Origin of the sequence: Pseudomonas leptonychotis (genome assembly GCF_004920405.1) — a bacterium.
In the GTDB taxonomy this organism is placed as follows: domain Bacteria; phylum Pseudomonadota; class Gammaproteobacteria; order Pseudomonadales; family Pseudomonadaceae; genus Aquipseudomonas; species Aquipseudomonas leptonychotis.
Genome location: NZ_RFLV01000002.1, coordinates 41749 through 67401, shown reverse-complemented (window position 1 = coordinate 67401; position 25653 = coordinate 41749). Strand labels below are relative to the sequence as shown.

The following is a 25653-nucleotide window of genomic DNA, read 5'->3' as shown; positions in this document are numbered from 1 at the left end:
ACATGACTGACTCACGTCCGCCGCGCCGCTTTGCGCGCATCGATCGACTCCCCCCTTATGTTTTCAACATTACTGCCGAGCTGAAGATGGCCGCGCGTCGCCGCGGTGAAGACATCATCGACTTCAGCATGGGTAACCCGGATGGCCCCACGCCGCCGCATATTGTCGAAAAACTGGTGCAAGTCGCCCAGCGTGAAGACACTCACGGTTACTCAACGTCGCGCGGCATTCCGCGCCTGCGCAGGGCTATTTCGCGCTGGTACAAAGACCGCTACGAAGTCGAGATCGATCCGGAAAACGAAGCCATTGTCACCATCGGCTCCAAAGAAGGCCTGGCACACCTGATGCTGGCCACCCTGGACCATGGCGACACCGTGCTTGTGCCCAACCCCAGCTACCCCATCCATATCTACGGCGCGGTGATTGCCGGCGCCCAAGTGCGCTCGGTGCCGCTGATTCCAGGCGTGGACTTCTTTGCCGAGCTGGAGCGGGCGATCCGCGAGTCGATCCCCAAGCCAAAAATGATGATCCTCGGCTTCCCCTCCAACCCCACCGCACAATGCGTGGAGCTGGACTTCTTCGAGCGCGTGGTGGCCCTGGCCAAGCAATATGACGTGCTGGTGATTCACGACCTGGCCTACGCCGATATCGTCTACGACGGCTGGAAAGCCCCGTCGATCATGCAGGTGCCAGGCGCCAAAGATATTGCCGTGGAGTTCTTCACCCTGTCCAAAAGCTACAACATGGCCGGTTGGCGCATTGGCTTTATGGTCGGCAACAAGGAACTGGTCAACGCGCTGGCGCGGATCAAGAGCTACCACGACTACGGCACCTTCACCCCGCTGCAGGTAGCCGCCATCGCGGCGCTGGAAGGCGACCAGCAATGCGTGCGCGACATTGCCGAGCAATACCGCCAACGCCGTAACTTGCTGGTCAAGGGCCTGCATGAGCTGGGCTGGATGGTGGAGAACCCGAAGGCCTCGATGTATGTCTGGGCCAAGATCCCTGCACAATACGCCCATCTTGGCTCGCTGGAATTTGCCAAAAAGCTGCTATTGGAGGCTAAGGTTTGCGTTTCCCCTGGCATCGGCTTCGGTGATTACGGCGATGACCACGTGCGCTTTGCCCTGATCGAAAATCAGGACCGAATCCGTCAGGCCATTCGTGGCATCAAGTCGATGTTCCGCGCCGATGGTCTGCATGCCAACAAGACCACGGTCGACAGCGAGTAATACGCTAGAGGGCACCTTAGGGTGCCCTCTAGCGTTTCAGCTCGAATAATCCAGTACCGTCCAGACCCTGCTGAGGCCATCGGTAATAACGCAACCGTTCTGCTCCAGCTGGTTGTTGCTGTGCAACAACATCAGGTTGGTCATGCCATCGGCAGCATCCGAGCGCTCGCTCAGCCACTGCACTCGGCCGCAGTTAGCCGTTTCAATTACATAACTCGCCGCCACTGCAGAGCCCTCGTTAGGCAGCCTGATGACATCCACCACCGTGCCGCGCTCCTCAATGCGCTTGCCGTCGAACACCAGCACAGCCCAAGCCTGGCTGTTCTCAATAACCAGATAAGTGCCATTAGCGCGGGGTTGATCACGCTGCGGTTGCGCACAACCGGTCAGCAATCCCAACAACACAATTGTCATCAGCATCTGTTGCATTGTCAGTGACTCCTCTGCAGTGCCTGTCGCCACTCGCTTTAAGGGCAGGTGACGGGAGTGATCGAGTGGGTGCCGGCTAGGGACTTGGACTTACTATTATCGAATACTGTTTATTTGTACAGTATTTTTCGATTACCCTTAACCACGCCACCCAACCAACCGTGCAGCCCCGCAAGCGGGACCATAGGCGTTAACAGGAGTATCCAGATGCTCGACGTACTGCAGCTGAAACACAGCGTAAACCGCATGCCCTTGGAAAAAGTCCGGGCCACCGTCAATGAATTACAGCTTGAAGGCATCGTCACTGAGGGCAAAACACCGTTTTCCCGGGTGCACTTCAACACCTGTTTTGCCGAAATCGAAGCCTTGCTACAGCGTGCGGGCTACCACCGCCAATTGGATGTAGTCGGCTACCAAGGGTTGGCCTATGCCATGTTCGATCCATCGCGCTGGGCGGCTGTGGAGGTGCTGCGCTGGCTCAGGGAGTTCACAGAAGAAGCCCAGCGTCGCCCCATTGCACATTGATGCGATAAGGCGACGCTAGGCTGACAGGCGTCTATTGATGCGGATGCAACGCCGATGGCGCAAACAGGCCTTGAGCGAACCAAAAGCGCTCAACCACACGGATAGTTGCACGGCTATGGCTCAGAACGGTGCCTGGAAGAACGTTGAGACAGGCACCGCTGACCTGTTAGTGCATGGCATCAGCAGCTCCAAACTCAGTTAGATCATCACTCTAGGTTCATGTATTCAAAGTATTTTTACTTACCACTTGAGGGTTGCAAGAACGCCCTCTGCTGCTCTTGCAGGCAAAAGCAGGTGCCGACATCAACAAAGCTGGCAAGGCCTTTGCAATAACCTCCTCAAGACCTACACCCGTCTTCAGATCGCCAACGGCGGTGATCGGGACGAATAGACAAAGACGTCAAAGGCAACCTGCCCTCGCTGGGCGGTGTTGATCGTTGACGTCTTTTTTCGTTTCTGAGACTTGAGGATTCACCATGCGTCATTTCAACACTCGCCGTTCGCTGCTGAAAAAAACCCTGACTGGCTTCGGCTGCGTCGCTGCCCTGTTGCTTAACCCGCTAAGCCTACAAATCAGCCTGGCTGCCGAGCTGGAAAAGGACGAACTCAAACTCGGCTTTATCAAGCTCACCGACATGGCCCCGCTGGCTATCGCTTACGAGAAAGGCTTCTTCGAAGACGAAGGGCTTTACGTCACCCTGGAAGCGCAAGCCAACTGGAAGGTGCTGCTGGACCGGGTCATCACTGGCGAGCTCGACGGCGCGCACATGCTCGCTGGCCAGCCCCTGGGCGCCACCATCGGCTTTGGCACCAAGGCCGATATCGTCACCGCATTTTCCATGGACCTCAACGGCAACGGCATCACCATGTCCAATGCCGTGTGGGAGGAAATGAAAAAGCACGTGCCGATGGAAAATGGCAAGCCGGTGCACCCAATCAAGGCTGATGCACTCAAGCCGGTCATTGAGCAATACAAAGCCAAGGGCAAGCCGTTCAACCTGGGCATGGTGTTCCCGGTCTCCACCCATAACTACGAACTGCGCTATTGGCTCGCCGCGGGTGGCATCAACCCGGGCTATTACGCCCCAGCCAAGGGTGACATCACCGGCACCTTGAACGCTGACGCCCTACTCTCGGTCACCCCGCCGCCGCAAATGCCCGCCACCCTGGAAGCCGGCACCATCAGCGGCTACAGCGTCGGTGAGCCGTGGAACCAGGCCGCCGTGTTCAAAGGCATTGGCGTACCGGTGATAACCGACTACGAAATCTGGAAGAACAACCCGGAGAAAGTTCTCGGCGTCTCCAAGGAATGGGCCGATGCCAACCCGGAAACCCACAAGCGCCTGGTCAAGGCACTGATCCGCGCTGGCATGTGGCTGGATGAAAACAACAACGCCAACCGCGCCGAAGCCGTGGAAATCCTGGCGCGCCCTGAATACGTGGGCGCCGATGCCAAGGTGATCGCCAACTCGATGACCGGCACCTTCGAGTACGAGAAAGGCGATAAACGCGCCGTACCCGACTTCAACGTGTTCTTCCGCTACAACGCCACCTACCCCTACTACTCCGACGCCATCTGGTACCTGACGCAAATGCGCCGCTGGGGCCAAGTCAGCGATGCCAAGCCCGATAGCTGGTACTTCGACATTGCCAAGCAGGTGTACCTGCCGGCGGTGTACCGCAGCGCTGCCGACGAGCTGATTGTCGAAGGCAAGGCCAAGGCTGAGGACTTTCCGCCGGCCAGCGAAGAAGGCTTCCGTGCGCCAACCAATGAGTTTATCGATGGCCTGAGCTACGACGGGCGCAAGCCCAACGCCTATATCGAACAATTCAAAATTGGTCTGAAAGCCGATTCCGCACTCTAAGCCATACGCCGCCCGGGGGCCGCTACAGCCGCCCCCATCGTTACCAGAGGATATGACGATGAGTAATCCAGCCGTCGCCCAGACTATTCAAGAAACCCTGAAAACCGCCCGCGCAGCTGCATTCAAGCGCTGGCTGCCGAACCTGTTGATGCCGACCATCGGCGCCCTGGCGTTTCTGCTGTTCTGGCAGTTAGTCGCCGGCACCATTGACACCAGCCTCGGCAAATTCCCAGCCCCAACCCAGGTGGCCACTCAGTTCGGCGCGCTGGTCAATGAACACCTGCGCGAACAGAAAAAGGCCGATGCCTTCTTCGAACGTCAAGAGGTGCGTAATGCCGAGAAGCTGGCCAAGAACCCCGACGCCAAGGTCAGCATTCGTCCGTACACCGGCAAACCGACCTTCTTCAAACAGATCCTCACCAGCCTGTACACGGTGATGACTGGCTTTCTGATCGCCTCGATCATTGCCATTCCGCTGGGCATCGTCTGCGGCCTGAGCAAACCCATCTACACCGCGATCAACCCGTTGATCCAGATTTTCAAACCGGTGTCGCCGCTGGCCTGGCTGCCCCTGGTAACCATGGTGGTCAGCGCCGTATACACCAGCAGTGACCCGCTGTTCGCCAAATCCTTCGTCACCTCCGCGATGACAGTGGCGCTGTGCTGCCTGTGGCCCACCGTGATCAACACCACTGTGGGCGTGGCCAACCTGGACAAGGACCTGCAAAACGTCAGCCGCGTGCTCAGCCTGTCGCCGCTCAGCCACGTGCGCCGAATCGTTCTGCCGGCCGCCATCCCGATGATTTTCACCGGCCTGCGCCTGTCGCTGGCCACCGGCTGGATGGTGCTGATTGCTGCCGAAATGCTCGCGCAGAACCCCGGCCTGGGCAAGTTCATCTGGGATGAATTCCAGAACGGCAGCTCCAACTCCCTGGGGCGGATCATGGTAGCGGTAGTGGTTATCGGCCTGATCGGTTTCGCCCTCGACCGCCTGATGCTCGCGCTGCAACGCCGCGTCAGCTGGGACAAAAACGCCGACCTGCGCTAAGCGCATCGAAGAATTGAGGAGCCTCACATGAACCGTCCACACCTCGAACTGTCCGGCGTCGGTATCGATTTCCCCACCGACAAGGGCCTGTATTGCGCGCTGCAGAACGTCAACTTGAAGATCGACAAGGGCGAATTCGTCTCCTTGATCGGCCACTCCGGCTGCGGTAAATCCACCGTCCTGAACATCGTCGCCGGGCTTTATCAAGCCACCACCGGCGGGGTTATTCTCGACGGCCGCGAGGTCAACTCGCCCGGACCGGAACGCGCCGTGGTATTCCAGAACCACAGCCTGCTGCCCTGGTTATCCTGCTACGAGAACATTGAGCTGGCGGTACGCCAGGTGTTCAAAGGCGAAAAAAACCGCAGCGAAATGCGCGACTGGATCGAACACAACCTCTCTCTGGTGCACATGACCCACGCCCGCGACAAACGCCCCAGCGAGATATCCGGCGGCATGAAGCAGCGCATCGGCATTGCCCGTGCCCTGGCCATGCAGCCCAAAGTACTGCTGATGGATGAGCCCTTCGGCGCCCTCGACGCGTTGACCCGCGCGCACTTGCAGGACTCGCTGATGGAGATTCACGCCGACCTCGGCAACACGGTGATCATGATCACCCACGATGTCGACGAAGCTGTGCTGCTGTCGGACCGCATCGTGATGATGAGCAACGGTCCGGCCGCCAGCGTTGGCGAGATTCTTGAGGTCAAGCTGGAACGACCGCGCGAGCGCATCGCCATGGCCCATGACGCGCGCTACCACGAGTACCGCGCGGCGGTACTGGAGTTTCTCTACCAGAAGCAGGTGCGCCCCGCGGCCTGAGTTCACGGCGGCGCTGAACAGCCAGGTGCAGACCTGGTTGTTCCGCCGCTGACAACGCATCGCCCCATTGGTCAGTCCAACTGAACTAAGCGTACCCATCATCACCGAACAGGAGCGCCAACCTCGAGCAACCCATAGAACAACCTAAGGATCCGCCGTGCTTGACCTGACCACCTGGAACCTCTCTGTTCCCATCGAGCCAACCCCTGCCACTATCAGCACTGCCCGCCTAAACAATGGCTATAGCACTCAGTATTTCCGCCGTAACGCCGACCACAGCGTCACGTTCTGGGTGCCGGTCAATGGTTCACACACCGAGGATGCCCGTTACCCGCGCAGCGAACTGCGCGAAACCCAGGCCGACGGCAGCCTGAGCAACTGGTATCACGCCAGTGCCGACAATTACCTGAGCGCGGTGCTTACGGTCAATCAGGTGCCCAGCAAGAACAAGATCGTGATCGCCCAGATACACAGTAAGGACCAACCCGGCAGCAATAATGACCCTCTGCTCAAGCTGCAATACCACTACCTACGCGGTGTCGGCCGTCTCGAACTGCTGTTGCGCAAGCGCCCTGGTGACAGCGAAGTGCAAAACATCCTGCTGGCAGAAAATATCCAGTTGAACCAGCGCTTCAGCTACGAGTTGCGTGTTACCCCCAGCGGCAAACTCGGGGTCAAAGTCACCAGCAGCCATGGTGATAACGGCTCGTTCTATCAACAACTGAGCGGCTACTGGAGCACGCAACTGCTCTACTTCAAAGCCGGCGCCTACATCCAAGATAACTACGGCTCCACCCATGAAGGGGGTCGAGTGACCTTTTACTGGCTCAATACCCTGCACCGTTGAGCATTCAAAACTAATAGCGGGTCATTACTCATTCGTTAGATAGCAGCCCATGGCGGTGTGCCCACGTACAATGACACGCCGCAGATGCGCCCTTCCCCGTTCAAACGAGACTCAGCATGGCCCGCCTGAACCTTGAATTCCCAGAAGACCAGTTCTGCTACAGCACCCATCTGACCGTGCGTGTTACCGACATTAACGCCGCCAACCACCTGGGCAATGACTCGATGATCTCGATGATTTCCGAGGCGCGCGCCCGCTTTCTGTTTGAGTTCGGCATTGAAGAAACCCAGGAAGACGGCACCGGCATCATCGTCACCGATCTGGCCACCACCTACCGCGCCGAGGCCCATGCCCGCGACCAGTTGCTGTTCGAGGTCGGCGTGATGGACTTCAACCGCTATGGCGGCGATATCACCTTCCGCATCAGCCGCCCCGCCGATGGCGCACGGGTGGCCATGGCCAAGTCTGGTTTTGTATTCTTCAACTACAAACTGGGCAAGGTTGTCGGGATGCCAACCATTTTCAGTGACAAATTCAGCCGGGTTAACTGGCTAAGTCAGTAATCATAATGACTGTCACGGTGCTCATTATTTTCGTGAACAGCATGCCTGACAGCAGCCAAATCGCCCAATTGAACATAAATTGCTCAATTCTCCAGTCGCGACCGTGACAGCAGGCTGATCCTCTGCTACGCCTTAGGCATAACAACAAAAGCAGGGGAATTGCTATGCCAACCACGCGCAGCCATGTCCGCCACGCGGGGCTTTTGAGCAACCTACTCGCTCTAGCGTTACTCACCCTACCTATTCCCACCCAGGCCAAAGTACTAAGCACGCCGGTAAGCCAGGCGGGCGAACTGCGTTGCAGCAACGTCAGTTGAAGTACGGGCCACATAGCTAAGCATGCCTGCATGACATGCACCCTGGCTTGCTGGAGCAGGCAGCCCCTTAGCGCCCCATCCAAGTGCGCAAAATCATCCAGCGCCTCTTTTTGTAGCGAGTGCGCCACGCCTAAAGCCCTTCCAACCTAGTTATCTCGCTGAATCCTCCTGTTGGCGCAGCTCTTGCTAATACACAGATACAGGTAGCCAAAGGCGGCTGCTCGACAAACGACAAAGACGTCGCATACCCCACGCTCAAAAGCACACGGGATATGCGGCGTTTTGCGTTTTAGCCCCAGTGTGTGGGGCCGGTGCCCGCTTTGTGATCCAGAGCCGGCACTGGTAATTCTCTCAACCCAGCTGTGGCTTCGGCCCCAGGGTGTCGCACCACAAGTACGGCACCTCCCCGATGGGTTGTGGCCGCCATGTCCACGACCATGGCGTACCGCAACCCGCCGGGACCCTTTATTGCTGAATGAGGTATTCGATGAATACAAGCTTCTGGAAATCCGGCCATACCCCCACCTTATTCGCCGCATTTCTGTATTTCGACCTGAGTTTTATGGTCTGGTACGTACTCGGCCCGCTGGCCGTGCAGATCGCCACAGCGCTTGATCTGACTGCCCAGCAGCGCGGTTTGATGGTCGCCACACCGATTCTTGCAGGCGCCGTACTGCGTATTGTCATGGGCTTGGTAGCAGATCGCCTATCACCCAAGACCGCCGGCATAATTGGCCAGGTAATCGTGATTGTGGCGCTGTTCTGCGCCTGGAAGATTGGCATCAACAGCTATGAGCAGGCATTACTGCTCGGTCTGTTCCTTGGCGTTGCCGGGGCCGCTTTCGCCGTGGCACTGCCGCTGGCTTCACAGTGGTACCCGCCGCAGCATCAAGGCAAGGCCATGGGCATAGCTGGCGCCGGTAACTCCGGCACGGTGCTGGCCGCCCTGTTCGCCCCCGTTTTGGCGGCCGCATTTGGCTGGCAGAACGTCTTCGGCTGGGCATTGATTCCACTGCTGGCAACCCTGCTGATCTTCGCCCTGATGGCCAAGAACGCACCTGAGCGGCCCAAGCCAAAAGCCATGGCCGACTATTTGAAGGCCTTGGGCGACCGTGACAGCTGGTGGTTTATGTTTTTCTACAGCGTGACCTTCGGCGGTTTCATTGGCTTGGCCAGCGCCTTGCCCGGTTATTTCAACGACCAATATGGTCTCAGCCCAGTGACCGCCGGCTACTACACCGCTGCCTGCGTCTGCGCCGGCAGCCTAATGCGCCCCTTAGGCGGCGCATTGGCCGACCGGATCGGCGGCATCCGTACGCTGCTGATGATGTACACCTTGGCGTCACTGAGCATTGCCGCGGTGGGTTTCAACCTGCAAAGCTCGGCCGCCGCACTGACGTTATTCGTCACCGCCATGCTCGGCCTCGGCGCCGGTAACGGCGCCGTGTTCCAGCTGGTGCCACAGCGCTTTCGCAAGGAAATTGGCGTAATGACCGGGCTGGTCGGCATGGCCGGTGGCATTGGTGGCTTTCTTTTGGCCGCAGGCCTGGGGACCATCAAGCAGCAAACGGGCGACTACCAGCTAGGTCTGTGGCTGTTCGCCAGTCTTGGGGTGCTGGCCTGGTTCGGCCTGTATGGGGTTAAGCTGCGCTGGCGCACCACGTGGGGCAGCGCAGCAGTCACCGCAGCCCGCGTGTAACTTCCGAATGTAGGGTGGATGACGCTTTATTCATCCACCACAAAGCAACGGTGGATCGGTAAAGCGCGATCCACCCTACGCCAACCCCTTGGAGCACTGAGGCAAAGGCGGGGCTGACTGGCAGCGCTTATTGCACTGGTCAGGAAAAGCGGGAGACGTCGGCAGCGGCCCTCCTCGGTTGCCTCACCAGCCTCGCCTTTGCCTCAGTGCTTCTTCTGTCACAGATCCAGGAACCTCTGCATGGCCTTGCAACTGACCTTTGGTGAAGCCAGCGCCACCGGCCCGCGCAGTGAAAATCAGGACGCTATCCGTGTGGTCACCCCGGCCCCGGCGCTGGCTGCGAGCAAGGGCTACCTGTTTGCCCTCGCTGATGGTGTCAGCCAATGCGCCGACGGTGGCCTGGCGGCACGTGCCACCCTGCAAGCTCTGGCCCTGGATTATTACTCCACCCCGGAAACCTGGGCCGTCACGCAATCGCTGGACCGCGTACTGGTGGCCCATAACCGCTGGTTGCAGGCCAATGGTGGCGGGCAACCCTTGCTCACCACACTGAGCGCCCTGATCCTGCGCGGTCGACGCTTCACCTTGGCGCATGTCGGCGATTGCCGGGCCTATCGCTGGCTGAACGGCACGCTTGAACGCTTAAGCGAAGACCATGTGTGGGAGCAACCCGGCATGCAGCATGTGCTCAAGCGCGCCATGGGCCTGGATCAGCATCTGGTGATGGATTATCTGGATGGCGAGCTACGCCAGGATGAATGCTTTGTGCTGGTCAGCGACGGCATCTGGGCCACCCTCGGCGATGCGGGTATTCAGCGCATCCTCCACGATGAACAGGATCTGCCCGCGGCCAGTCGAGCACTGGTCAGTGCCGCACACCTGGCCGGTAGCCAAGACAACGCCAGCGCCTTGTTGCTACGCGTTGAATCGCTCCCAGAAAGCGACCTGGCCGACACCTTGGCGCAACTCGAACATTGGCCCTTGCCGCCCAAATTGCGCGAAGGGCAACACTTCGAAGGTTGGCAGGTAGAACGTTTGCTGGCCGAATCACGCCAATCGTTGGTCTACCGGGTTCGTGATGCTCAAGCGCGGCGTTGGTTGCTGAAAACCCTACCGCGCGGGCGCAGCGACGAACCGCAAGCCGGCTCCGCTCTGCTGCTCGAAGAATGGTTTCTGCGCCGTGTGGCCGGGCGTTTTTTCGCCGATGCTCACCCGCTGCCGCAGCGTCAACACCTGTATTACGTACAACGCGAATACGCCGGACAGACGTTGGCCGAGCACATTCGCCTAAGCGGCCCACTCGGCCTGCCGGAATGGCTGGATATTGCCCCACGCCTGATCAAAGCACTGGGCATGCTGCATCGGCGCAATATCCTGCACCGCGACATCAAGCCGGAAAATCTACTGTGGGGTGATGACGGCGAATTGCGCGTGCTGGATTTCGGCCTGGCCTACTGCCCCGGCCTGAGTCGGGACGAAGCATGCGAGCTGCCCGGAACACCTAGCTATATAGCCCCTGAGGCGTTTTCCGGTGTCGCTCCCAGTCCGCAGCAGGATCTTTATAGTGCAGGCGTTGCGCTGTATTTTCTGCTCACGGGGCACTATCCCTATGGCGAGATTGAGGCCTTTCAACACCCGCGTTTTGGCCAACCGACCCCAGCCAGCCGCTACCGTCCCGACTTGCCAAACTGGGTCGACGAAAGCCTCAACCGCGCCCTAAGCGCCGAGCCCAAACAACGCTATGAGACCGCCGAAGAATGGCTGCTCAATCTTGAGCAGGCGGAACGTAAATCGCTCAGCAGTCGACCACGCCCGCTACTGGAGCGTGAACCGCTGCTGGTGTGGCGCAGCGTGGCATTGTTTTCGTTGTTGTTAAATCTGGCGTTGCTGATCGTATTGCTGCGATAACACCATGCCCCCTGCGCACCAATGCCGCGCAGAGCGCCACCTAAAGGTGCAAGAACCTCTCAGCAAACACCTGCAAACCACTGCTAAACCCTGTAAATCGACACCCAAGCAAGTTGGCACAGGCTCTGCATTGTTAATTGCAACTTGAATAAAGCGCGGTCTCAACGAAGAAGACCGCTCTTCCCGATAGAACGGGACTTGGACAAAGGCGTCCTCGCTAGGTGACTAGCGGGACGCCTTTTTTGTTTTGCGTGAGTTTTCAGCAAAACCTCCGCAACTTAAATAAATGCTGCAACACGGCTATTGCATAGCGAAATCAAATCACTGCTGCGATGCACATTGCCTGAGGAGATCAATATGAGCGCAAAAGTCTGGCTGGTAGGTGCCGGCCCAGGTGATCCGGAGCTGCTGACCCTCAAGGCGGTAAAAGCCCTGAATCAGGCGGATATCGTGATGATTGATGACTTAGTCAACCCGGCCGTGCTGGAACACTGCCCCAGCGCGCGGATCATGCCAGTGGGCAAACGTGGCGGCTGCCGCTCCACGCCGCAGGCGTTTATTCATCGTCTGATGCTGCGCTATGCGCGCCAGGGTAAGTGTGTGGTACGCCTGAAAGGTGGCGACCCTTGCATCTTCGGCCGTGGCAGTGAAGAAGCCGACTGGCTAAGCGAACACGGTATCGCGGTGGAAATGGTCAACGGCATCACTGCAGGCCTGGCTGGAGCAACCACTTGCGGCATTCCTCTGACTTTACGCGGCGTGGCACGCGGGGTAACCCTGGTCACCGCGCACACTCAAGACGACAGCAGCCTGAACTGGCAGGCACTGGCGCAGAGTGGCACAACATTGGTGGTGTATATGGGCGTGGCCAAGCTGCCCGAAATTCGTGAAAGCCTGTTGGCCGGCGGCATGCGCGCCGACATGCCAGTGGCCATGATCGAAAACGCCTCGCTGCCGCATCAGCGCGAATGTCGCAGCAGCCTCGGGGCCATGCAACAAGCGGCACAGAATTTTCAATTGAAGAGCCCAGCCATCTTAGTAATTGGCGAAGTCGCCGCTCAACCCAACATGCAGCTCGCTGCTATCAGTGCCTAACCGCTTCGCGCTCCGCGAAGTTCCCCTTGCCCGCCACAAGCGGGCTTTTTTTCGCCCTTGAAAATCTGCAGACATGAGGAATTTACGCTGGATACATTTAACTCCGCGGCACGTGCTCGCGGTGGGTCATCAGAAACCATAAGGCATAAAAAAACCCGGCCGAAGCCGGGTTTTCTATACAGCCAGATCGATTACTGCTGGATCTGAGCTTCTACTTCAGCTTCTACACGACGGTTAACAGCGCGACCGGAATCAGTGGCGTTGTCAGCAACCGGACGAGCTTCACCGTAACCAGCAGCATTAACGCGGTTAGCGTCTACACCGTACTGGTTGACCAGAACGTCACGAACAGCGTTAGCACGGTTCTCGGACAGTTTCTGGTTGTAAGCGTCGCTGCCCTTGGAGTCAGTGTGACCTTCAACCACGGTGGTGGTCTGTGGGTACTGCTTCATGAAGTCAGCCAGGTTCTTGATGTCGCCGTAGCTTTCTTCTTTAACGCTGGATTTGTCGAAGTCGAACTTAACGTCCAGCTCAACACGAACCAGTTCCATCGGCTCTTCGGCTGCTACCGGCTCAGGAGTCGGCTCAACAGCGGCTACAACTGGCGCAGGTGCGCTGCCGCCACCAAAGTTCATACCGATACCGACGCTTGGCGCCCACTCGGTGTCGCCTTGGTCGATGTTGTACTGAGCTTCAACGCCAGCACGGGCATAGAAGTTGTCAGTGAAGTAGTACTTAGCACCACCGCCGATGTTAGCGAAGGTAGAACCGTTACGACCGTTACGACCGGACTGGCCGATGCTCTGATCGGAGAAACCGGCAGAAACGTAAGGACGCAGTGCGTCGCCAGCGTTGTTGAAGTGGTACAGAGCATCCAGGGCGGTGTTCGAGCCTTTGATGTTGCGGCCATCTTCGCCACGGGCGTTGTGCACTTCGTCATAGGCCAGACGCAGTTCAACGTCATCAGTCAGGTAGTAGCCAATGCTGCCGCCGAACAGGTTGCCGTTGTTTTTAAAGTCACGGGCGCTGTCAAACATTTCCTTCTTGGCAAAACCCTCCACTTCGACAGCGCCTTGACCCTGAGCCAAAGCACTGAGGGAGGATGTGGCCAACAACGAGCCAATGACTACGCCTAAAGTGTTTTTCAATTTCATTACTAATGTTCCCTATCTCATGATGGTCAGTAAGTTGTCTGACAAACACAAGACAACTCAGCCGGCAATTCTACCAGAATTAACCGTTAGCTATGACGGCTTTATTCCAAGTAAGTTTCAGTATTGTCAGCAAATTTATCGCGCAAACGATCAAGCGCACGCTTATAGCGCATTTTCGTGGCGCTCAGCCCCATATGCATGATGTCAGCGATCTCTTGGAACTCCAGCTCTGCGACAAAACGTAGCACCAGAATTTCCCGATCAATTGGATTAACGTGCACCAACCAACGATCAAGCCCGGCTTTATCCTCAGGCTTTGGCGTCTTTTCTTCCGATGCTTCCTCAAGCGGGTCCAAACTTAAGGCGTCAATAAGACGACGCTTACGCCGTTCTTTTCGGTATTGAGTAATACATTCGTTGTAAGTAATGCTGTACAGCCAGGTTTTGAACTTTGATTTGCCCTCAAAGTTCTTCAAACCGTACAAAACCTTAAGCATGACCTCCTGACAAACATCGTCGGCATCACGGTCGTTGCCCAAATAACGCGCGCACACGTTGAACAATGTGCGCTGATAACGACGCATCAGCTCTTCATAGGCGCGGGTTATGTGGAATAGCTCAGCGTGGGCGCGCGCCACCAACTCTTCGTCCGAGAGTTCGCGGGGGTCGTAACGCAGAGAGGCAGAGTGGGCTTTATTCAAAACGAGTCGGGCCGACAGTCAGGACAAAAGCCAGCGCAGCCTGCAAATCAGGCTGCGGATTGGCCGCATACAATAACAGGGATTGGCTTTAGCGGCTGCTTACCTGCTGCTCGAGCAAGGTACGGTTGGCCACTGAGACAAGCTCGCCGGCTTCCGTCAGCAGCGTGGTTTTGACCGTACCGATCTCCTCGATCTGCCCTTCGACCGCGCCAACCTGTACTTGTTGCCCAACCTCATACAACTCACGCACATAAATGCCGGCCAGAATCTGGCTGGCGATATCGCGACTGCCCAGGCCGAGCGCCAAAGCAACGGCCAGACCAACCGAGATCAGCACAATGGCAATCACGTTATTGAGCAGATCGGTCTTGACCTCAAGCTGCCCGATGGCCACCGAAATACTGATGATGATCACCAGGCCCTGAGCAATTCGTCCCAGCCCATTGGCATAATCGAGACCTACGCCTTCAGCCGCGCCACGCACCAGGCCACTGACCAATTGCGCCAGCAACACACCAGCCAGCAACACCAAGGCGGCGCCAAAGACTTTAGGCAGATACAAGGCCAACACATCAAGGGTCGCCGAAACGCGCTCCAACCCCAAGGACTCGGCCGCAGTAACCAGGAAGATTAACAACACAAACCAGTAGACGATCTTGCCTATCAAGGTCGATACCGGGACCTGAATGCCTGCACGGCTTAGGATCTTGGTCAGCCCAGTACCCGCCATCAAACGATCCAGACCGATTTTACCGAGCAGTTTGGACAACAGCGTATCGAGAAATTTAGCCACCACGAAACCCAGCAGCACCACCACCATGGCGCCAAACAGACGCGGGATAAATGCAGCAATCGGGGTCCATACGCTGGCCATTGCGTCGACCAGAACTTGAGTAAATTCCATGCTCAGTCAGCCTTATTAGCAGTTGAATCGGTGGTTTTACGACGCGAGACCGGCGCCACATGCGCCGAGCCATTGTTCAGGGCAATCATCAACGCACCCGCCCAATGCCCCATCAGTGCAAATAAATCACCCGCACCCACCTGGCGGTTTGCGGTTTTCAACACGCGATGCAAGCACGCGTCATCGTCGTGACTTGAGGTGGGCGACTTGAGCAAGTCGCGCAGTGACTCTTCAAAGGGATCGTGCATGGCGCACCTCACAGGATGTGACGGCTAGACGAGGTGAATTCGCTGCAAGTCACATCAGATCCAGCGCAAGCGCCGAAACAATAACCACTGCACCAGGGCCACAACAGCCATCAGCGAGCAGGCCAAAAGAAACCCATGGGGGCTTTCTGAACCAGGAATACCGCCAACGTTGATGCCGAGCAAACCTGTGAGAAAGCTCATGGGCAGGAAAATGCCGGTGATGATGCCGAACCGGTACATGGTGTGGTTCATGCGTTCATCCATGCGCCTATTTTCTGCTTCCAGCAGAAGATTGACGCGCTCACGGCTCAACTCCAATTCTTCGAGGTAGCGCGTCAACCGGTTATTCAGCTCGTTCCAATAGCTGCTATCCGCACCGACAAGCCAGGCCTGAGCACTGGCCGTTAACTGCCCATAGATATCGCGCTGCGGAGACAGAAAACGCCGCAAGCTGGCGGCACGCCGGCGGATTTGCAGCAGCGTTGAATGGTCAGGAGCCTGACTCTCCAGCGCATCGGCCCGCTCTTCTTGATCGTCGACTTGCTCGGCCAACTCACCGACCAGGTGCTCAATCTTGTCCGTCAGATAATGTGCCAGCCGCAAAATCAGCTCGGCTGAGGTTTTCGGTCCTCGGCCAGCCAACAGATCTTCAACCAAGGCTTCAGTCGCATGCAAAGGCCGCAAACGCAGGGATATAGCCCGCTGAGCATCCGCAAAGATACGCACCGAGACCATGTCTTCGGGCTCAGCTCCTGGATTGAGGTTCAAGCCACGCAGGAACAGCAGCAACTGCTGCTCAGGCAAAGCCAACAGGCGTGGCCGGGTGTTTTCCTCCAGCAGCAGATCACAGGCAAAAGCGCTCAGACCGCTGCCTGTCCGCAACCAGGTGTGCGTCTGCGGGTGACTACGATCCCAATGCAGCCAAAGGCTCTCGTGTTCACTCAGCGCGAGCCCTTGCAGGTCCTGGCGGGCAATACTGCGCGCACCGCCTTGACCATTGAGCACAAACGCGTGCACCAGGCCCCACTGCGCATTATCACTTTCGTGCATGACAGTTTCTTGCAAGCGCCCTACTCCGGCATCTGCAGCGCAGAGGGTGAAATGATTACGCCGTTGTTATCGGCATAAATGAATTCACCCGGGCGGAACGTCACACCACCGAATGTCACGGCGACATTGAGGTCGCCAATACCGCGCTTATCGGTTTTCATTGGGTGACTGGCCAACGCTTGGATACCCAGGTCGGTCTGCGCCAATACATCGACATCACGCACGCAACCGTAAACCACAATGCCTTCCCAGCCATTCTTGGCTGCTTTCTCAGCGAGCATATCGCCCAACAGCGCGCGGCGCATGGAAGCACCACCGTCGACCACCATCACCTTGCCCTTACCCGGCTGATCAACCTGCTCCTTGACCAACGAGTTGTCCTCGAAGCACTTGATGGTGACGATCTCACCGCCAAAGGAATCGCGGCCACCAAAGTTGCTAAACATTGGCTCAACCACCTGAACCAGCTCAGGGTAGGCGTCACAAAGATCTGGGGTGATGTAGTGCATGGCAAAACTCCTTGGATGTAGTAAGTCTGCTGACAGGTCGACTCTAACCCGCTCACATCGATAGGCCGTTTACTGGGCCTGCAACTAAAAGGCGACACAACTGCCAAGCAGCCTCAACTTTCGCCTACGCGGCAACGGCCAACGTGATGCCCTGGGCGATATTAGCCTACTTAGCGGGAAGGGTTTTATTGCCATCTATCTCGCTGTTTTCAAGCTCGGCAGCCACTTCTGGGCTCTTACGTAGCCATTGCTCCACCAGGGGCCACACCTCGCGCTGCGCCTCTTTGCTGACAAGCATTTCGACATGGCCAAAATCGCTGCTGAAACCCTGTTTCTTGCCCAGGCAGAGGAACTCGCTCAAGCTCGAGCCGAACTGTTTCAGCAGCTTCTCGCAGGCCCAGGCCGGGTCCTGCAGATCACCAAGCGCTGCAACGGCCATGACCGGCACCCGCACCTCGGCCAGCCCCACCCACCAGTCCCGCTCGGCATCGCCGAAACGGCCAAACAACCCATGCCAGCGTAAGCTCTCGACCGCGAGACCAATCGGCTCATCCTCAGGGCCACGCTTGAGACGTGAGCCGGAAATCACCGAGAAACGCTTGAGTAGAAAGCGGCTGCCCCACTCCAGCGGCGGCACCTTCAGCGGCCAGTAAACGCGGCTGACCTGGCTGCCAAACAGCACAGTGGAAGCGACCCGCGACTCATCCAGATAACGCCCACCCAGCGCGCCGGCAAGAATGATCCCGCCGAGCGAATGCCCCAGCCAATGGGCCTTCTGTGGGTTCAACTCATGAACAAAGTCTGCTATCGACGGCAGGTCATAGCGCACGTAATCGCTGACCGTGTTGCGTGTATAGTCGCGGTTGCGCGGAGACAAACCATGACCGCGCATCTCCGCGACCCACACATCAAAACCCGCCCGCGCCAAGTAAGGCCCTAACCCAATGCATTTGGGGGAATACCAGAAGCGCCGGTTGGAGAAACTGCCAGGAATCAAAATAACGGGCACGCCGCGATCTTGCTCATGCCCGGCCCGCCCCAGGCGCGTCAGGGCCAACTCAACACTGCTATCCGGACTGTTGCCGGGCTTGAGACGATAAATATCCTCGCTCAAATCGCCACGAAGCTCCGCGCTGATCAAGGCCACGGGGAAAAACTCACTGCTGCTTTGCATCTATCTTCGCTCTGGTACAACCAAGTGCCGGGTGCAATGTTTCACGTCGCCTAACGCGGCCCGAAGGGCGGTCGCCACGTAGGGCAGACCATAAAAAGGGCGGATAATCCGCCCTCAATAGAACGCGGGCAGCTATCAAGCCGGCGGCTGAGCCTCGGCCAGGAAGAACCAGGTATCGAGCACCGAGTCCGGGTTCAGCGACACGCTTTCGATGCCCTGCTCCATCAACCAGCGCGCCAGGTCTGGGTGATCCGAAGGACCCTGACCGCAAATGCCGATGTATTTGCCAGCCTTGTTACAGGCCTGGATGGCGTTGCTCAGCAGCTTCTTCACCGCCGGATTACGCTCATCGAACAGGTGGGCGACAATGCCGGAGTCCCGATCCAGGCCCAACGTCAGCTGGGTCAGGTCGTTGGAGCCGATGGAGAAACCGTCGAAAAACTCGAGGAATTCTTCAGCCAGAATCGCGTTGGACGGCAGCTCGCACATCATGATGACCTTGAGGCCATCCTGACCGCGGGCCAGACCGTTAGCGGCCAGCAGGTCAACTACCTGACTGGCTTCACCCAGGGTACGCACGAACGGCACCATGATCTCGACGTTGGTCAGGCCCATCTCGTTGCGCACTTTCTTCAGCGCGCGGCACTCCAGCTCGAAGCAATCGCGGAACGATTCGCTGATGTAACGCGAAGCGCCACGGAAACCGAGCATCGGGTTCTCTTCTTCCGGCTCATACAGCTTGCCGCCGATCAGGTTGGCGTATTCGTTGGACTTAAAGTCCGACAAACGCACGATGACTTTCTTCGGCCAGAAGGCTGCTGCCAGGGTGCTGATGCCCTCGACCAACTTCTCGACATAGAAATTAACCGGATCGTCGTAACCGGCGATGCGCTTCTCGACGCTGTCTTTGATATCCGGCGGCAGGCCGGCAAAGTTCAGCAGCGCCTTGGGATGCACACCGATCATGCGGTTGATGATGAACTCCAGACGCGCCAGACCAACACCTTCATTAGGCAGCTGAGCGAAGTCGAAGGCGCGATCGGGGTTACCAACGTTCATCATGATTTTGAACGGCAGATCGGGCATGGCATCGACCGAATTCTTGCGGATGTCAAAACCCAGCTCGCCTTCAAAAATAAAGCCGGTATCGCCTTCGGCGCAGGAAACCGTCACGCCCATGCCGTCTTTCAGCACCTGGGTGGCGTTGCCGCAGCCGACTACCGCCGGAATACCCAGCTCACGAGCGATGATCGCGGCGTGGCAGGTACGCCCACCACGGTTGGTGACGATGGCGCTGGCGCGCTTCATCACCGGCTCCCAATCTGGGTCGGTCATGTCGGAGACCAGTACGTCGCCGGGCTGGACTTTGTCCATCTCAGAAACGTCCTGGATGACGCGTACGCGGCCCGCACCGATCTTCTGACCGATAGCGCGACCTTCAACCAGCACGGTGCCGGTTTCCTTGAGCAGATAGCGCTCCATCACATTGACATTGGTGCGGCTTTTCACCGTTTCAGGACGCGCCTGAACGATATACAACTTGCCGTCATCGCCGTCTTTGGCCCATTCGATGTCCATCGGACGACCGTAGTGCTTCTCGATGATCATGGCCTGCTTGGCCAGCTCGCTGACCTCAGCATCGCTCAAGCAGAAGCGCGCACGTTCGGCGCGATCTACATCGACGACTTTGACCGACTTACCGGCCTTGGCTTCGTCGCCGTAGATCATCTTGATCGCTTTGCTGCCCAGGTTGCGGCGCAAAATCGCCGGGCGACCGGCTTCCAGCGTCTGCTTGTGCACATAGAATTCGTCAGGGTTGACCGCACCCTGCACCACGGTTTCGCCGAGACCATAGGCGCCAGTGATAAACACCACGTCACGAAAGCCCGACTCGGTATCGAGGGTGAACATCACGCCCGCAGTGCCGGTTTCCGAACGCACCATGCGCTGTACGCCGGCAGACAGGGCGACCAGCTTATGGTCGAAGCCCTGGTGCACGCGGTAGGCAATAGCGCGGTCGTTGAACAGTGAAGCGAATACCTCTTTGGCCGCGCGAATCACGTTTTCCACGCCACGGATATTCAGGAAGGTCTCTTGCTGGCCAGCAAACGAGGCATCCGGCAGGTCTTCGGCGGTGGCCGAAGAACGAACGGCAACCGCCATGTTGTCATTACCACCGGCCATTTCAGCGAAGGCGGTGCGGATTTGCGCGTTCAACTCTTCAGGGAAAGACGCGTCCATCACCCACTGGCGAATCTGCGCACCGGTCTTGGCCAGGGCGTTGACGTCATCGACATCAAGGGCATCCAGTGCGGCATGGATCTGATCATTCAGGCCGCTCAGCTCGAGAAAGTCCCGGTAGGCCTGGGCAGTAGTGGCGAAACCACCGGGAACCGATACGCCGGCACCGGCCAGGTTACTGATCATCTCGCCCAGGGAGGCGTTCTTGCCCCCTACGTGCTCAACATCGTGATTGCCGAGCTTATCGAGGGAAACTACGTACTCTACCAAGGTGATCTCTCCACTAAATTGTTGGAAAAGCTCAGATCCTGTTCAAGGGTCTGCTCGCAAGCCCCTAAACAGACTCTCTAGGGGCTGAGGAAGTTCGGCGGCGGTGATACCCGCACGATTGTGGCCTGGCCCTGCAAAATAAGTAACAATGCCGGCCTGATTGGCCCTGCGCAAGCGGGCCTATCATAGCCAAAATTCGTCCTCAGCTTAAGGCCCATGGCGCAAATGAAACGAACCGCTTTTTTCATCTCGGATGGCACCGGCATAACTGCCGAAACCTTGGGCCAAAGTCTGCTGGCTCAGTTTGAAACCATCGACTTCACCAAACTCACGCGGCCGTACATCGACAGTGTGGAAAAAGCGCGCGCAATGGTACAACAAATCAACAGCGCCGCCGAGAAAGACGGCTCTAGGCCGATCATCTTCGACACCATCGTCAACCAGGATATTCGTGACATTCTGGCGACATCCGAAGGTTTTATGATCGATATCTTCTCGTCCTTCCTCGCGCCACTGGAGCAGGAACTGACCTCTCACTCCTCCTATTCTGTCGGTAAGTCCCACTCCATCGGTCACAACTCCAACTACATGGAGCGAATTGAGGCGGTCAACTTTGCCTTGGACAACGATGACGGTGCGCGCACCCATTACTACGACAAAGCCGACCTGATTCTGGTTGGCGTGTCACGTTGCGGCAAAACCCCGACCTGCCTGTATATGGCCATGCAATACGGCATTCGCGCGGCCAACTACCCCCTGACCGAAGACGATATGGAGCGCTTGCAGCTCCCGCCAGCCCTCAAACAATACAAAGACAAGCTGTTCGGCCTGACCATCGACCCGGATCGCCTCACCGCCATTCGCAACGAGCGCAAGCCCAACAGCCGCTACGCCAGCTATGCCCAGTGCGAGTTTGAAGTGCGCGAGGTGGAAAATCTGTTCCGTCGCGAAAACATCGCCTACATCAACTCCACGCATTTCTCGGTGGAAGAGATTTCCGCCAAGATTTTGGTGGAGAAAGGTGTTGAGCGACGCTTTAAATAACCCAAGCAAGCCACTGATTTAAAAAGAAAAGGCTCGAACACTTCGAGCCTTTTCTCATTATCAAGTAACTAAACCGTGTCACCCGGTACACGCACCCAGCCTTCCATCAGAATCCGCGCACTGCGCGACATAATTGCCTTGGTGACCGTCCACTGACCGTCAACCAGAGCCGCCTGAGCGCCAACCCGCAACGTGCCGGAAGGGTGACCAAAACACACCGTTTCACGCGGACTGCCGCCGGCGGCCAGATTGACCAGGGTGCCAGGAATCGCCGCTGCCGTACCGATGGCGACTGCACAAGTGCCCATCATGGCGTGGTGCAGCTTGCCCATGGACAACGCACGTACCAGCAAATCGATCTCGCCTGCCGGCACCGTTTTACCACTGGAGGTCAGGTAATCCTTGGGTTTGGCCACAAAGGCGATTTTCGGCGTGTGCTGCCGGGTAAGCGCCTCTTCCTGCGTCTTGATCAAGCCCATGCGCAACGCACCAGCCACGCGAATTTTCTCGAAGCGTGCCAGCTGCTCAGGGTCGCCATTGATTTGCTCGCGCAGCTCGGTGCCGCTGTAGCCGATGTCCTCGGCGTTGACGAAGATCGTTGGGATACCGGCAGTGATCATGGTTGCTTTGAGCGTGCCGATACCCGGCACTTCGAGATCGTCGATCAGATTGCCGGTGGGGAACATCGACCCACCCTCCTCGCCGTCATCGGACGGATCGAGAAATTCCAACACGATCTCGGCTGCTGGAAAGGTCACCCCATCTAACTCGAAGTCGCCGGTTTCTTGTACCTGGCCATTAGCGATCGGCACATGGGCAATGATGGTTTTCTGGATATTGGCCTGCCAGATACGCACCACGCAGGTTCCGTTCTGCGGGATGCGTGAGGAATCAACCAGCCCAGCATGGATGGCAAAAGCGCCGGCGCCGGTGGACAGGTTGCCGCAATTACCACTCCAATCGACAAACGCCTTGTCGATCGACACTTGACCGTAGAGGTAGTCGACATCGTGGTCCGGCTGGCTGCTTTTCGACAGAATCACGCATTTGCTGGTACTGGACGTAGCACCGCCCATGCCATCGATCTGTGCGGCGTAAGGGTCGGGACTACCAATCACCCGCATAAACAGCTGGTCGCGGGCCGCGCCCGGTACTTGGCAGTTTTGCGGCAGGTCGTTCAGGCGAAAAAACACGCCCTTGCTGGTACCGCCACGCATGTAGGTAGCGGGAATCTTGATTTGGGGTAACTGAGACATGGTGATTACCTGGCCTTTGAAACCGTAGGGTGGATGGCGTTTTTCCATCCACCGCACATGCGGTCAGGGTGGATCGATACAGCGTGACCCACCCTACGAAAAACCGGGGCATTGTCGCCCCGGTTACGGGTCAGCCCTTGGTCGCCTCAAGGAAGTCCTGGGCGAAGCGCTGCAGCACACCACCGGCTTCGTACACCAGCACCTCTTCATCGCTGTCCAGTCGGCAGGTCATGGGGACTTCAACGCGCTCGCCATTACGGCGATTGATCACCAGGGTCATCGTTGCACGCGGGGTGCGCTCACCGATCACGTCATAGCTTTCAGTACCGTCGATACCTAAGGTCAGACGCGTGGTGCCGGGTTTGAACTCCAGCGGCAGCACGCCCATGCCGATCAGGTTGGTACGGTGGATACGCTCGAAGCCTTCGGCCGCAATCACCTCAACACCGGCCAGACGAGGCCCCTTTGCGGCCCAGTCACGCGAGCTGCCCTGGCCGTAGTCGGCGCCGGCGATGATGATCAGGTTCTGCTTGCGCCCCATGTAGGTTTCGATGGCTTCCCACATACGCACGACCTTGCCTTCAGGCTCGATGCGGGCCAGCGAACCTTTCTTCACCTGTCCATCAACCACGGCCATCTCGTTAACCAGCTGCGGGTTGGCGAAGGTGGCGCGCTGCGCGGTCAAGTGGTCACCACGGTGGGTGGCGTAGGAGTTGAAGTCCTCCTCCGGCAAACCCATTTTGTGCAGGTACTCGCCTGCAGCCGAATTAAGCAAAATCGCATTGGACGGCGACAGGTGGTCGGTGGTGATGTTGTCCGGCAGCACCGCCAGCGGCAACATGCCCTTGAGCGTCCGCTCGCCGGCGAGCGCGCCTTCCCAGTAAGGCGGACGACGGATGTAGGTAGACATCGGACGCCAGTCATACAGCGGGCTTTCGGCTTCAGTCACAGCGCCAAGGTCGAACATGGGGATGTACACCTGATGGAACTGCTCGGGCTTAACGCTAGAGGCGACGATGGCGTCGATTTCCTCATCGCTCGGCCACAGGTCTTTCAGCGTCACCGGATTGCCCTGCTGGTCATGGCCCAGCACGTCTTGCTCAATATCAAAGCGAATGGTGCCGGCGATGGCATAGGCCACCACTAACGGTGGCGAGGCGAGGAAAGCCTGCTTGGCGTAAGGATGAATACGTCCGTCGAAGTTGCGGTTACCGCTCAACACAGCAGTGGCATACAGGTCGCGGTCGATAATTTCCTGCTGGATCAGTGGGTCCAGCGCGCCGGACATGCCGTTACAAGTGGTGCAGGCGTAGCCCACAATGCCGAACCCCAGCTGCTCCAACTCGGTCAGCAGCCCGGCATCTTCCAGGTACAACTTGGCGACCTTGGAGCCTGGCGCGAACGAGGTCTTCACCCACGGCTTGCGCTGCAGGCCGAGGGCGTTGGCCTTCTTCGCCACCAGAGCAGCGGCTACCACGTTGCGCGGGTTGGAGGTGTTGGTGCAGCTGGTAATAGCGGCGATGATCACCGCACCATCGGGCATCAAACCGCCAGCCTCTTCAGCCTTGCCGGATGCCAGCTTGGCTCCATCGGCAATGCCGCGCTCATTCAAAGCAGAGGTCGGCAGGCGGCGATGCGGATTGCTCGGCCCGGCCATGTTGCGCACTACGGTAGATAGGTCGAAGCTCAGCACCCGCTCGTATTCGGCGGTGACCAGCGCATCGGCCCACAGACCAGTGGTCTTAGCGTAATGCTCGACCAGCGCCACTTGCTCTGGCTCGCGGCCGGTGAGTTTGAGGTAGTCGATGGTTTGCTGGTCGATGTAGAACATCGAGGCCGTGGCACCGTATTCCGGACACATGTTGGAGATGGTTGCACGATCGCCGATGGTCAGGCTGTTGGCGCCCTCACCGAAGAACTCAACCCAAGCACCGACCACCCGCTCGGCACGCAGAAACTCGGTGATGGCCAGGACGATATCCGTGGCGGTGATACCCGGCTGGCGCTTGCCGGTCAGCTCGACGCCGACGATATCGGGCAGGCGCATCATCGAGGCGCGGCCCAGCATCACGGTTTCGGCTTCCAGGCCGCCGACGCCTACGGCAATAACGCCCAAGGCATCAACGTGCGGGGTGTGGCTGTCAGTGCCGACGCAGGTATCCGGAAAAGCTACGCCGCCACGCGCCTGGATAACCGGGCTCATTTTCTCCAGGTTGATCTGGTGCATGATGCCGTTGCCGGCCGGGATCACATCGACGTTCTTGAATGCGGTCTTGGTCCACTCGATAAAGTGGAAGCGATCTTCGTTACGGCGGTCCTCGATGGCGCGGTTCTTCTCGAAGGCGTCTGGATCGAAACCTGCGGCCTCAACAGCCAGCGAGTGGTCGACAATCAGCTGGGTCGGCACCACAGGGTTGACCTTGGACGGGTCGCCGCCTTGCTCGGCAATCGCATCGCGCAAACCGGCCAGGTCGACCAGCGCGGTCTGGCCGAGAATGTCATGGCAGACCACGCGAGCCGGGTACCAGGGGAAATCCAAGTCACGCTTGCGCTCGATCAGCTGCTTCAGCACATCGGTGAGCAACGCAGGGTCACAGCGACGCACCAACTGCTCGGCCAGCACGCGGGAGACGTAAGGCAGCTTGGCGTACGCTCCCGGGGCGATGGCATCAACCGCCTCACGGGTGTCGAAGTAATCCAGCACGGTGCCGGGCAGCGGTTTGCGGTATTGGCTGTTCAGGGTAATGGTCAT

22 protein-coding genes are annotated in these 25653 nt (G+C 58.1%); 11 read left to right on the top strand and 11 right to left on the bottom strand.

Translation table 11 applies throughout. The features are described from left to right. The first annotated feature begins 2 nt into the window (after window positions 1-2). Window positions 3-1232, top strand: a complete 1230-nt coding sequence (gene alaC, locus D8779_RS10980) for an alanine transaminase (RefSeq protein WP_136664530.1) — start codon at window positions 3-5, stop codon at window positions 1230-1232. Between the two features lie 36 nt (window positions 1233-1268). On the opposite strand, the gene D8779_RS10975 is transcribed toward alaC, so the two are convergent. Beyond that, window positions 1269-1661: a hypothetical protein gene (locus tag D8779_RS10975; protein WP_136664529.1), complete on the bottom strand. Its 393-nt coding sequence runs from the start codon at window positions 1659-1661 to the stop codon at window positions 1269-1271. A 207-nt stretch (window positions 1662-1868) separates the two neighbouring features. Here D8779_RS10975 and D8779_RS10970 point away from each other — a divergent pair, with 207 nt between their 5' ends. From D8779_RS10970 to cobA, 9 genes are all read left to right on the top strand, one after another. Then, window positions 1869-2186 carry a transcriptional regulator gene (locus tag D8779_RS10970; RefSeq protein WP_136664528.1) on the top strand — a complete coding sequence of 106 codons (318 nt, stop codon included), beginning with the start codon at window positions 1869-1871 and terminating at the stop codon, window positions 2184-2186. 476 nt (window positions 2187-2662) lie between these two features. After that, complete coding sequence (locus tag D8779_RS10965) at window positions 2663-4051, top strand: CmpA/NrtA family ABC transporter substrate-binding protein (protein WP_136664527.1); 1389 nt, start codon at window positions 2663-2665, stop codon at window positions 4049-4051. Window positions 4052-4109: 58 nt separating this feature from the next. Beyond that, a complete protein-coding gene (locus tag D8779_RS10960; RefSeq protein WP_136664526.1) occupies window positions 4110-5099 on the top strand; it encodes an ABC transporter permease in 990 nt (329 codons plus the stop codon). Window positions 5100-5126: 27 nt separating this feature from the next. Then, window positions 5127-5921, top strand: coding sequence for an ABC transporter ATP-binding protein (locus D8779_RS10955; RefSeq protein WP_136664525.1), 795 nt, complete (start codon window positions 5127-5129; stop codon window positions 5919-5921). Window positions 5922-6078: 157 nt separating this feature from the next. Further along, a complete protein-coding gene (locus tag D8779_RS10950) occupies window positions 6079-6768 on the top strand; it encodes a polysaccharide lyase family 7 protein (protein ID WP_136664524.1) in 690 nt (229 codons plus the stop codon). A gap of 116 nt (window positions 6769-6884) precedes the next feature. Next, window positions 6885-7331, top strand: a complete 447-nt coding sequence (locus D8779_RS10945) for a thioesterase family protein (RefSeq protein WP_136664523.1) — start codon at window positions 6885-6887, stop codon at window positions 7329-7331. Window positions 7332-8135: 804 nt separating this feature from the next. Further along, window positions 8136-9347, top strand: coding sequence for a nitrate/nitrite transporter (locus tag D8779_RS10940; RefSeq protein ID WP_136664522.1), 1212 nt, complete (start codon window positions 8136-8138; stop codon window positions 9345-9347). 240 nt (window positions 9348-9587) lie between these two features. After that, a complete protein-coding gene (locus tag D8779_RS10935; protein ID WP_136664521.1) occupies window positions 9588-11255 on the top strand; it encodes a bifunctional protein-serine/threonine kinase/phosphatase in 1668 nt (555 codons plus the stop codon). Window positions 11256-11612: 357 nt separating this feature from the next. Then, window positions 11613-12350 carry a uroporphyrinogen-III C-methyltransferase gene (cobA, locus tag D8779_RS10930; RefSeq protein WP_136664520.1) on the top strand — a complete coding sequence of 246 codons (738 nt, stop codon included), beginning with the start codon at window positions 11613-11615 and terminating at the stop codon, window positions 12348-12350. A gap of 191 nt (window positions 12351-12541) precedes the next feature. Here the strand turns inward: cobA and D8779_RS10925 are convergent, their stop codons facing one another. From D8779_RS10925 to ppsA, 8 genes are all read right to left on the bottom strand, one after another. Continuing rightward, a complete protein-coding gene (locus D8779_RS10925) occupies window positions 12542-13504 on the bottom strand; it encodes an OmpA family protein (RefSeq protein WP_136664519.1) in 963 nt (320 codons plus the stop codon). 101 nt (window positions 13505-13605) lie between these two features. Beyond that, a complete protein-coding gene (gene sigX / locus D8779_RS10920) occupies window positions 13606-14205 on the bottom strand; it encodes an RNA polymerase sigma factor SigX (RefSeq protein ID WP_136664518.1) in 600 nt (199 codons plus the stop codon). An 88-nt stretch (window positions 14206-14293) separates the two neighbouring features. After that, complete coding sequence (locus tag D8779_RS10915; RefSeq protein ID WP_136664517.1) at window positions 14294-15109, bottom strand: mechanosensitive ion channel family protein; 816 nt, start codon at window positions 15107-15109, stop codon at window positions 14294-14296. Window positions 15110-15111: 2 nt separating this feature from the next. Beyond that, complete coding sequence (locus D8779_RS10910; protein WP_136664516.1) at window positions 15112-15357, bottom strand: CrfX protein; 246 nt, start codon at window positions 15355-15357, stop codon at window positions 15112-15114. A gap of 54 nt (window positions 15358-15411) precedes the next feature. Then, window positions 15412-16407 (bottom strand): zinc transporter ZntB, encoded by a 996-nt coding sequence (locus D8779_RS10905; protein WP_136664515.1) that lies wholly within the window; start codon window positions 16405-16407, stop codon window positions 15412-15414. 20 nt (window positions 16408-16427) lie between these two features. Next, window positions 16428-16916, bottom strand: a complete 489-nt coding sequence (gene rraA, locus D8779_RS10900; RefSeq protein ID WP_136664514.1) for a ribonuclease E activity regulator RraA — start codon at window positions 16914-16916, stop codon at window positions 16428-16430. Between the two features lie 166 nt (window positions 16917-17082). After that, window positions 17083-18090: an alpha/beta fold hydrolase gene (locus tag D8779_RS10895; protein ID WP_136664513.1), complete on the bottom strand. Its 1008-nt coding sequence runs from the start codon at window positions 18088-18090 to the stop codon at window positions 17083-17085. A 135-nt stretch (window positions 18091-18225) separates the two neighbouring features. Further along, complete coding sequence (gene ppsA, locus D8779_RS10890) at window positions 18226-20601, bottom strand: phosphoenolpyruvate synthase (RefSeq protein WP_136664512.1); 2376 nt, start codon at window positions 20599-20601, stop codon at window positions 18226-18228. Between the two features lie 225 nt (window positions 20602-20826). On the opposite strand from ppsA, the gene ppsR reads away from it, so the two are divergent. Further along, window positions 20827-21645: a posphoenolpyruvate synthetase regulatory kinase/phosphorylase PpsR gene (gene ppsR / locus D8779_RS10885; protein WP_136664511.1), complete on the top strand. Its 819-nt coding sequence runs from the start codon at window positions 20827-20829 to the stop codon at window positions 21643-21645. A gap of 68 nt (window positions 21646-21713) precedes the next feature. Here ppsR and prpF read toward each other — a convergent pair whose 3' ends face one another. Then, window positions 21714-22901: a 2-methylaconitate cis-trans isomerase PrpF gene (gene prpF, locus D8779_RS10880; protein ID WP_136664510.1), complete on the bottom strand. Its 1188-nt coding sequence runs from the start codon at window positions 22899-22901 to the stop codon at window positions 21714-21716. Window positions 22902-23031: 130 nt separating this feature from the next. Further along, complete coding sequence (gene acnD / locus D8779_RS10875) at window positions 23032-25641, bottom strand: Fe/S-dependent 2-methylisocitrate dehydratase AcnD (protein WP_136665143.1); 2610 nt, start codon at window positions 25639-25641, stop codon at window positions 23032-23034. Window positions 25642-25653: the final 12 nt, after the last annotated feature.

Excerpts from the sequence above, each read along its gene's own strand:
- D8779_RS10910 (WP_136664516.1), bottom strand. The coding sequence starts at position 15,357 with ATGCACGATCCCTTTGAAGAGTCACTGCGCGACTTGCTCAAGTCGCCC.
- D8779_RS10895 (WP_136664513.1), bottom strand. The coding sequence starts at position 18,090 with ATGCAAAGCAGCAGTGAGTTTTTCCCCGTGGCCTTGATCAGCGCGGAG.
- alaC (WP_136664530.1), top strand. The coding sequence starts at position 3 with ATGACTGACTCACGTCCGCCGCGCCGCTTTGCGCGCATCGATCGACTC.
- D8779_RS10935 (WP_136664521.1), top strand. The coding sequence starts at position 9,588 with ATGGCCTTGCAACTGACCTTTGGTGAAGCCAGCGCCACCGGCCCGCGC.
- D8779_RS10965 (WP_136664527.1), top strand. The coding sequence starts at position 2,663 with ATGCGTCATTTCAACACTCGCCGTTCGCTGCTGAAAAAAACCCTGACT.
- D8779_RS10960 (WP_136664526.1), top strand. The coding sequence starts at position 4,110 with ATGAGTAATCCAGCCGTCGCCCAGACTATTCAAGAAACCCTGAAAACC.
- prpF (WP_136664510.1), bottom strand. The coding sequence starts at position 22,901 with ATGTCTCAGTTACCCCAAATCAAGATTCCCGCTACCTACATGCGTGGC.
- D8779_RS10975 (WP_136664529.1), bottom strand. The coding sequence starts at position 1,661 with ATGCAACAGATGCTGATGACAATTGTGTTGTTGGGATTGCTGACCGGT.
- D8779_RS10940 (WP_136664522.1), top strand. The coding sequence starts at position 8,136 with ATGAATACAAGCTTCTGGAAATCCGGCCATACCCCCACCTTATTCGCC.
- D8779_RS10970 (WP_136664528.1), top strand. The coding sequence starts at position 1,869 with ATGCTCGACGTACTGCAGCTGAAACACAGCGTAAACCGCATGCCCTTG.
- D8779_RS10945 (WP_136664523.1), top strand. The coding sequence starts at position 6,885 with ATGGCCCGCCTGAACCTTGAATTCCCAGAAGACCAGTTCTGCTACAGC.
- ppsR (WP_136664511.1), top strand. The coding sequence starts at position 20,827 with ATGAAACGAACCGCTTTTTTCATCTCGGATGGCACCGGCATAACTGCC.
- cobA (WP_136664520.1), top strand. The coding sequence starts at position 11,613 with ATGAGCGCAAAAGTCTGGCTGGTAGGTGCCGGCCCAGGTGATCCGGAG.
- D8779_RS10905 (WP_136664515.1), bottom strand. The coding sequence starts at position 16,407 with ATGCACGAAAGTGATAATGCGCAGTGGGGCCTGGTGCACGCGTTTGTG.
- rraA (WP_136664514.1), bottom strand. The coding sequence starts at position 16,916 with ATGCACTACATCACCCCAGATCTTTGTGACGCCTACCCTGAGCTGGTT.
- D8779_RS10925 (WP_136664519.1), bottom strand. The coding sequence starts at position 13,504 with ATGAAATTGAAAAACACTTTAGGCGTAGTCATTGGCTCGTTGTTGGCC.
- D8779_RS10955 (WP_136664525.1), top strand. The coding sequence starts at position 5,127 with ATGAACCGTCCACACCTCGAACTGTCCGGCGTCGGTATCGATTTCCCC.
- D8779_RS10915 (WP_136664517.1), bottom strand. The coding sequence starts at position 15,109 with ATGGAATTTACTCAAGTTCTGGTCGACGCAATGGCCAGCGTATGGACC.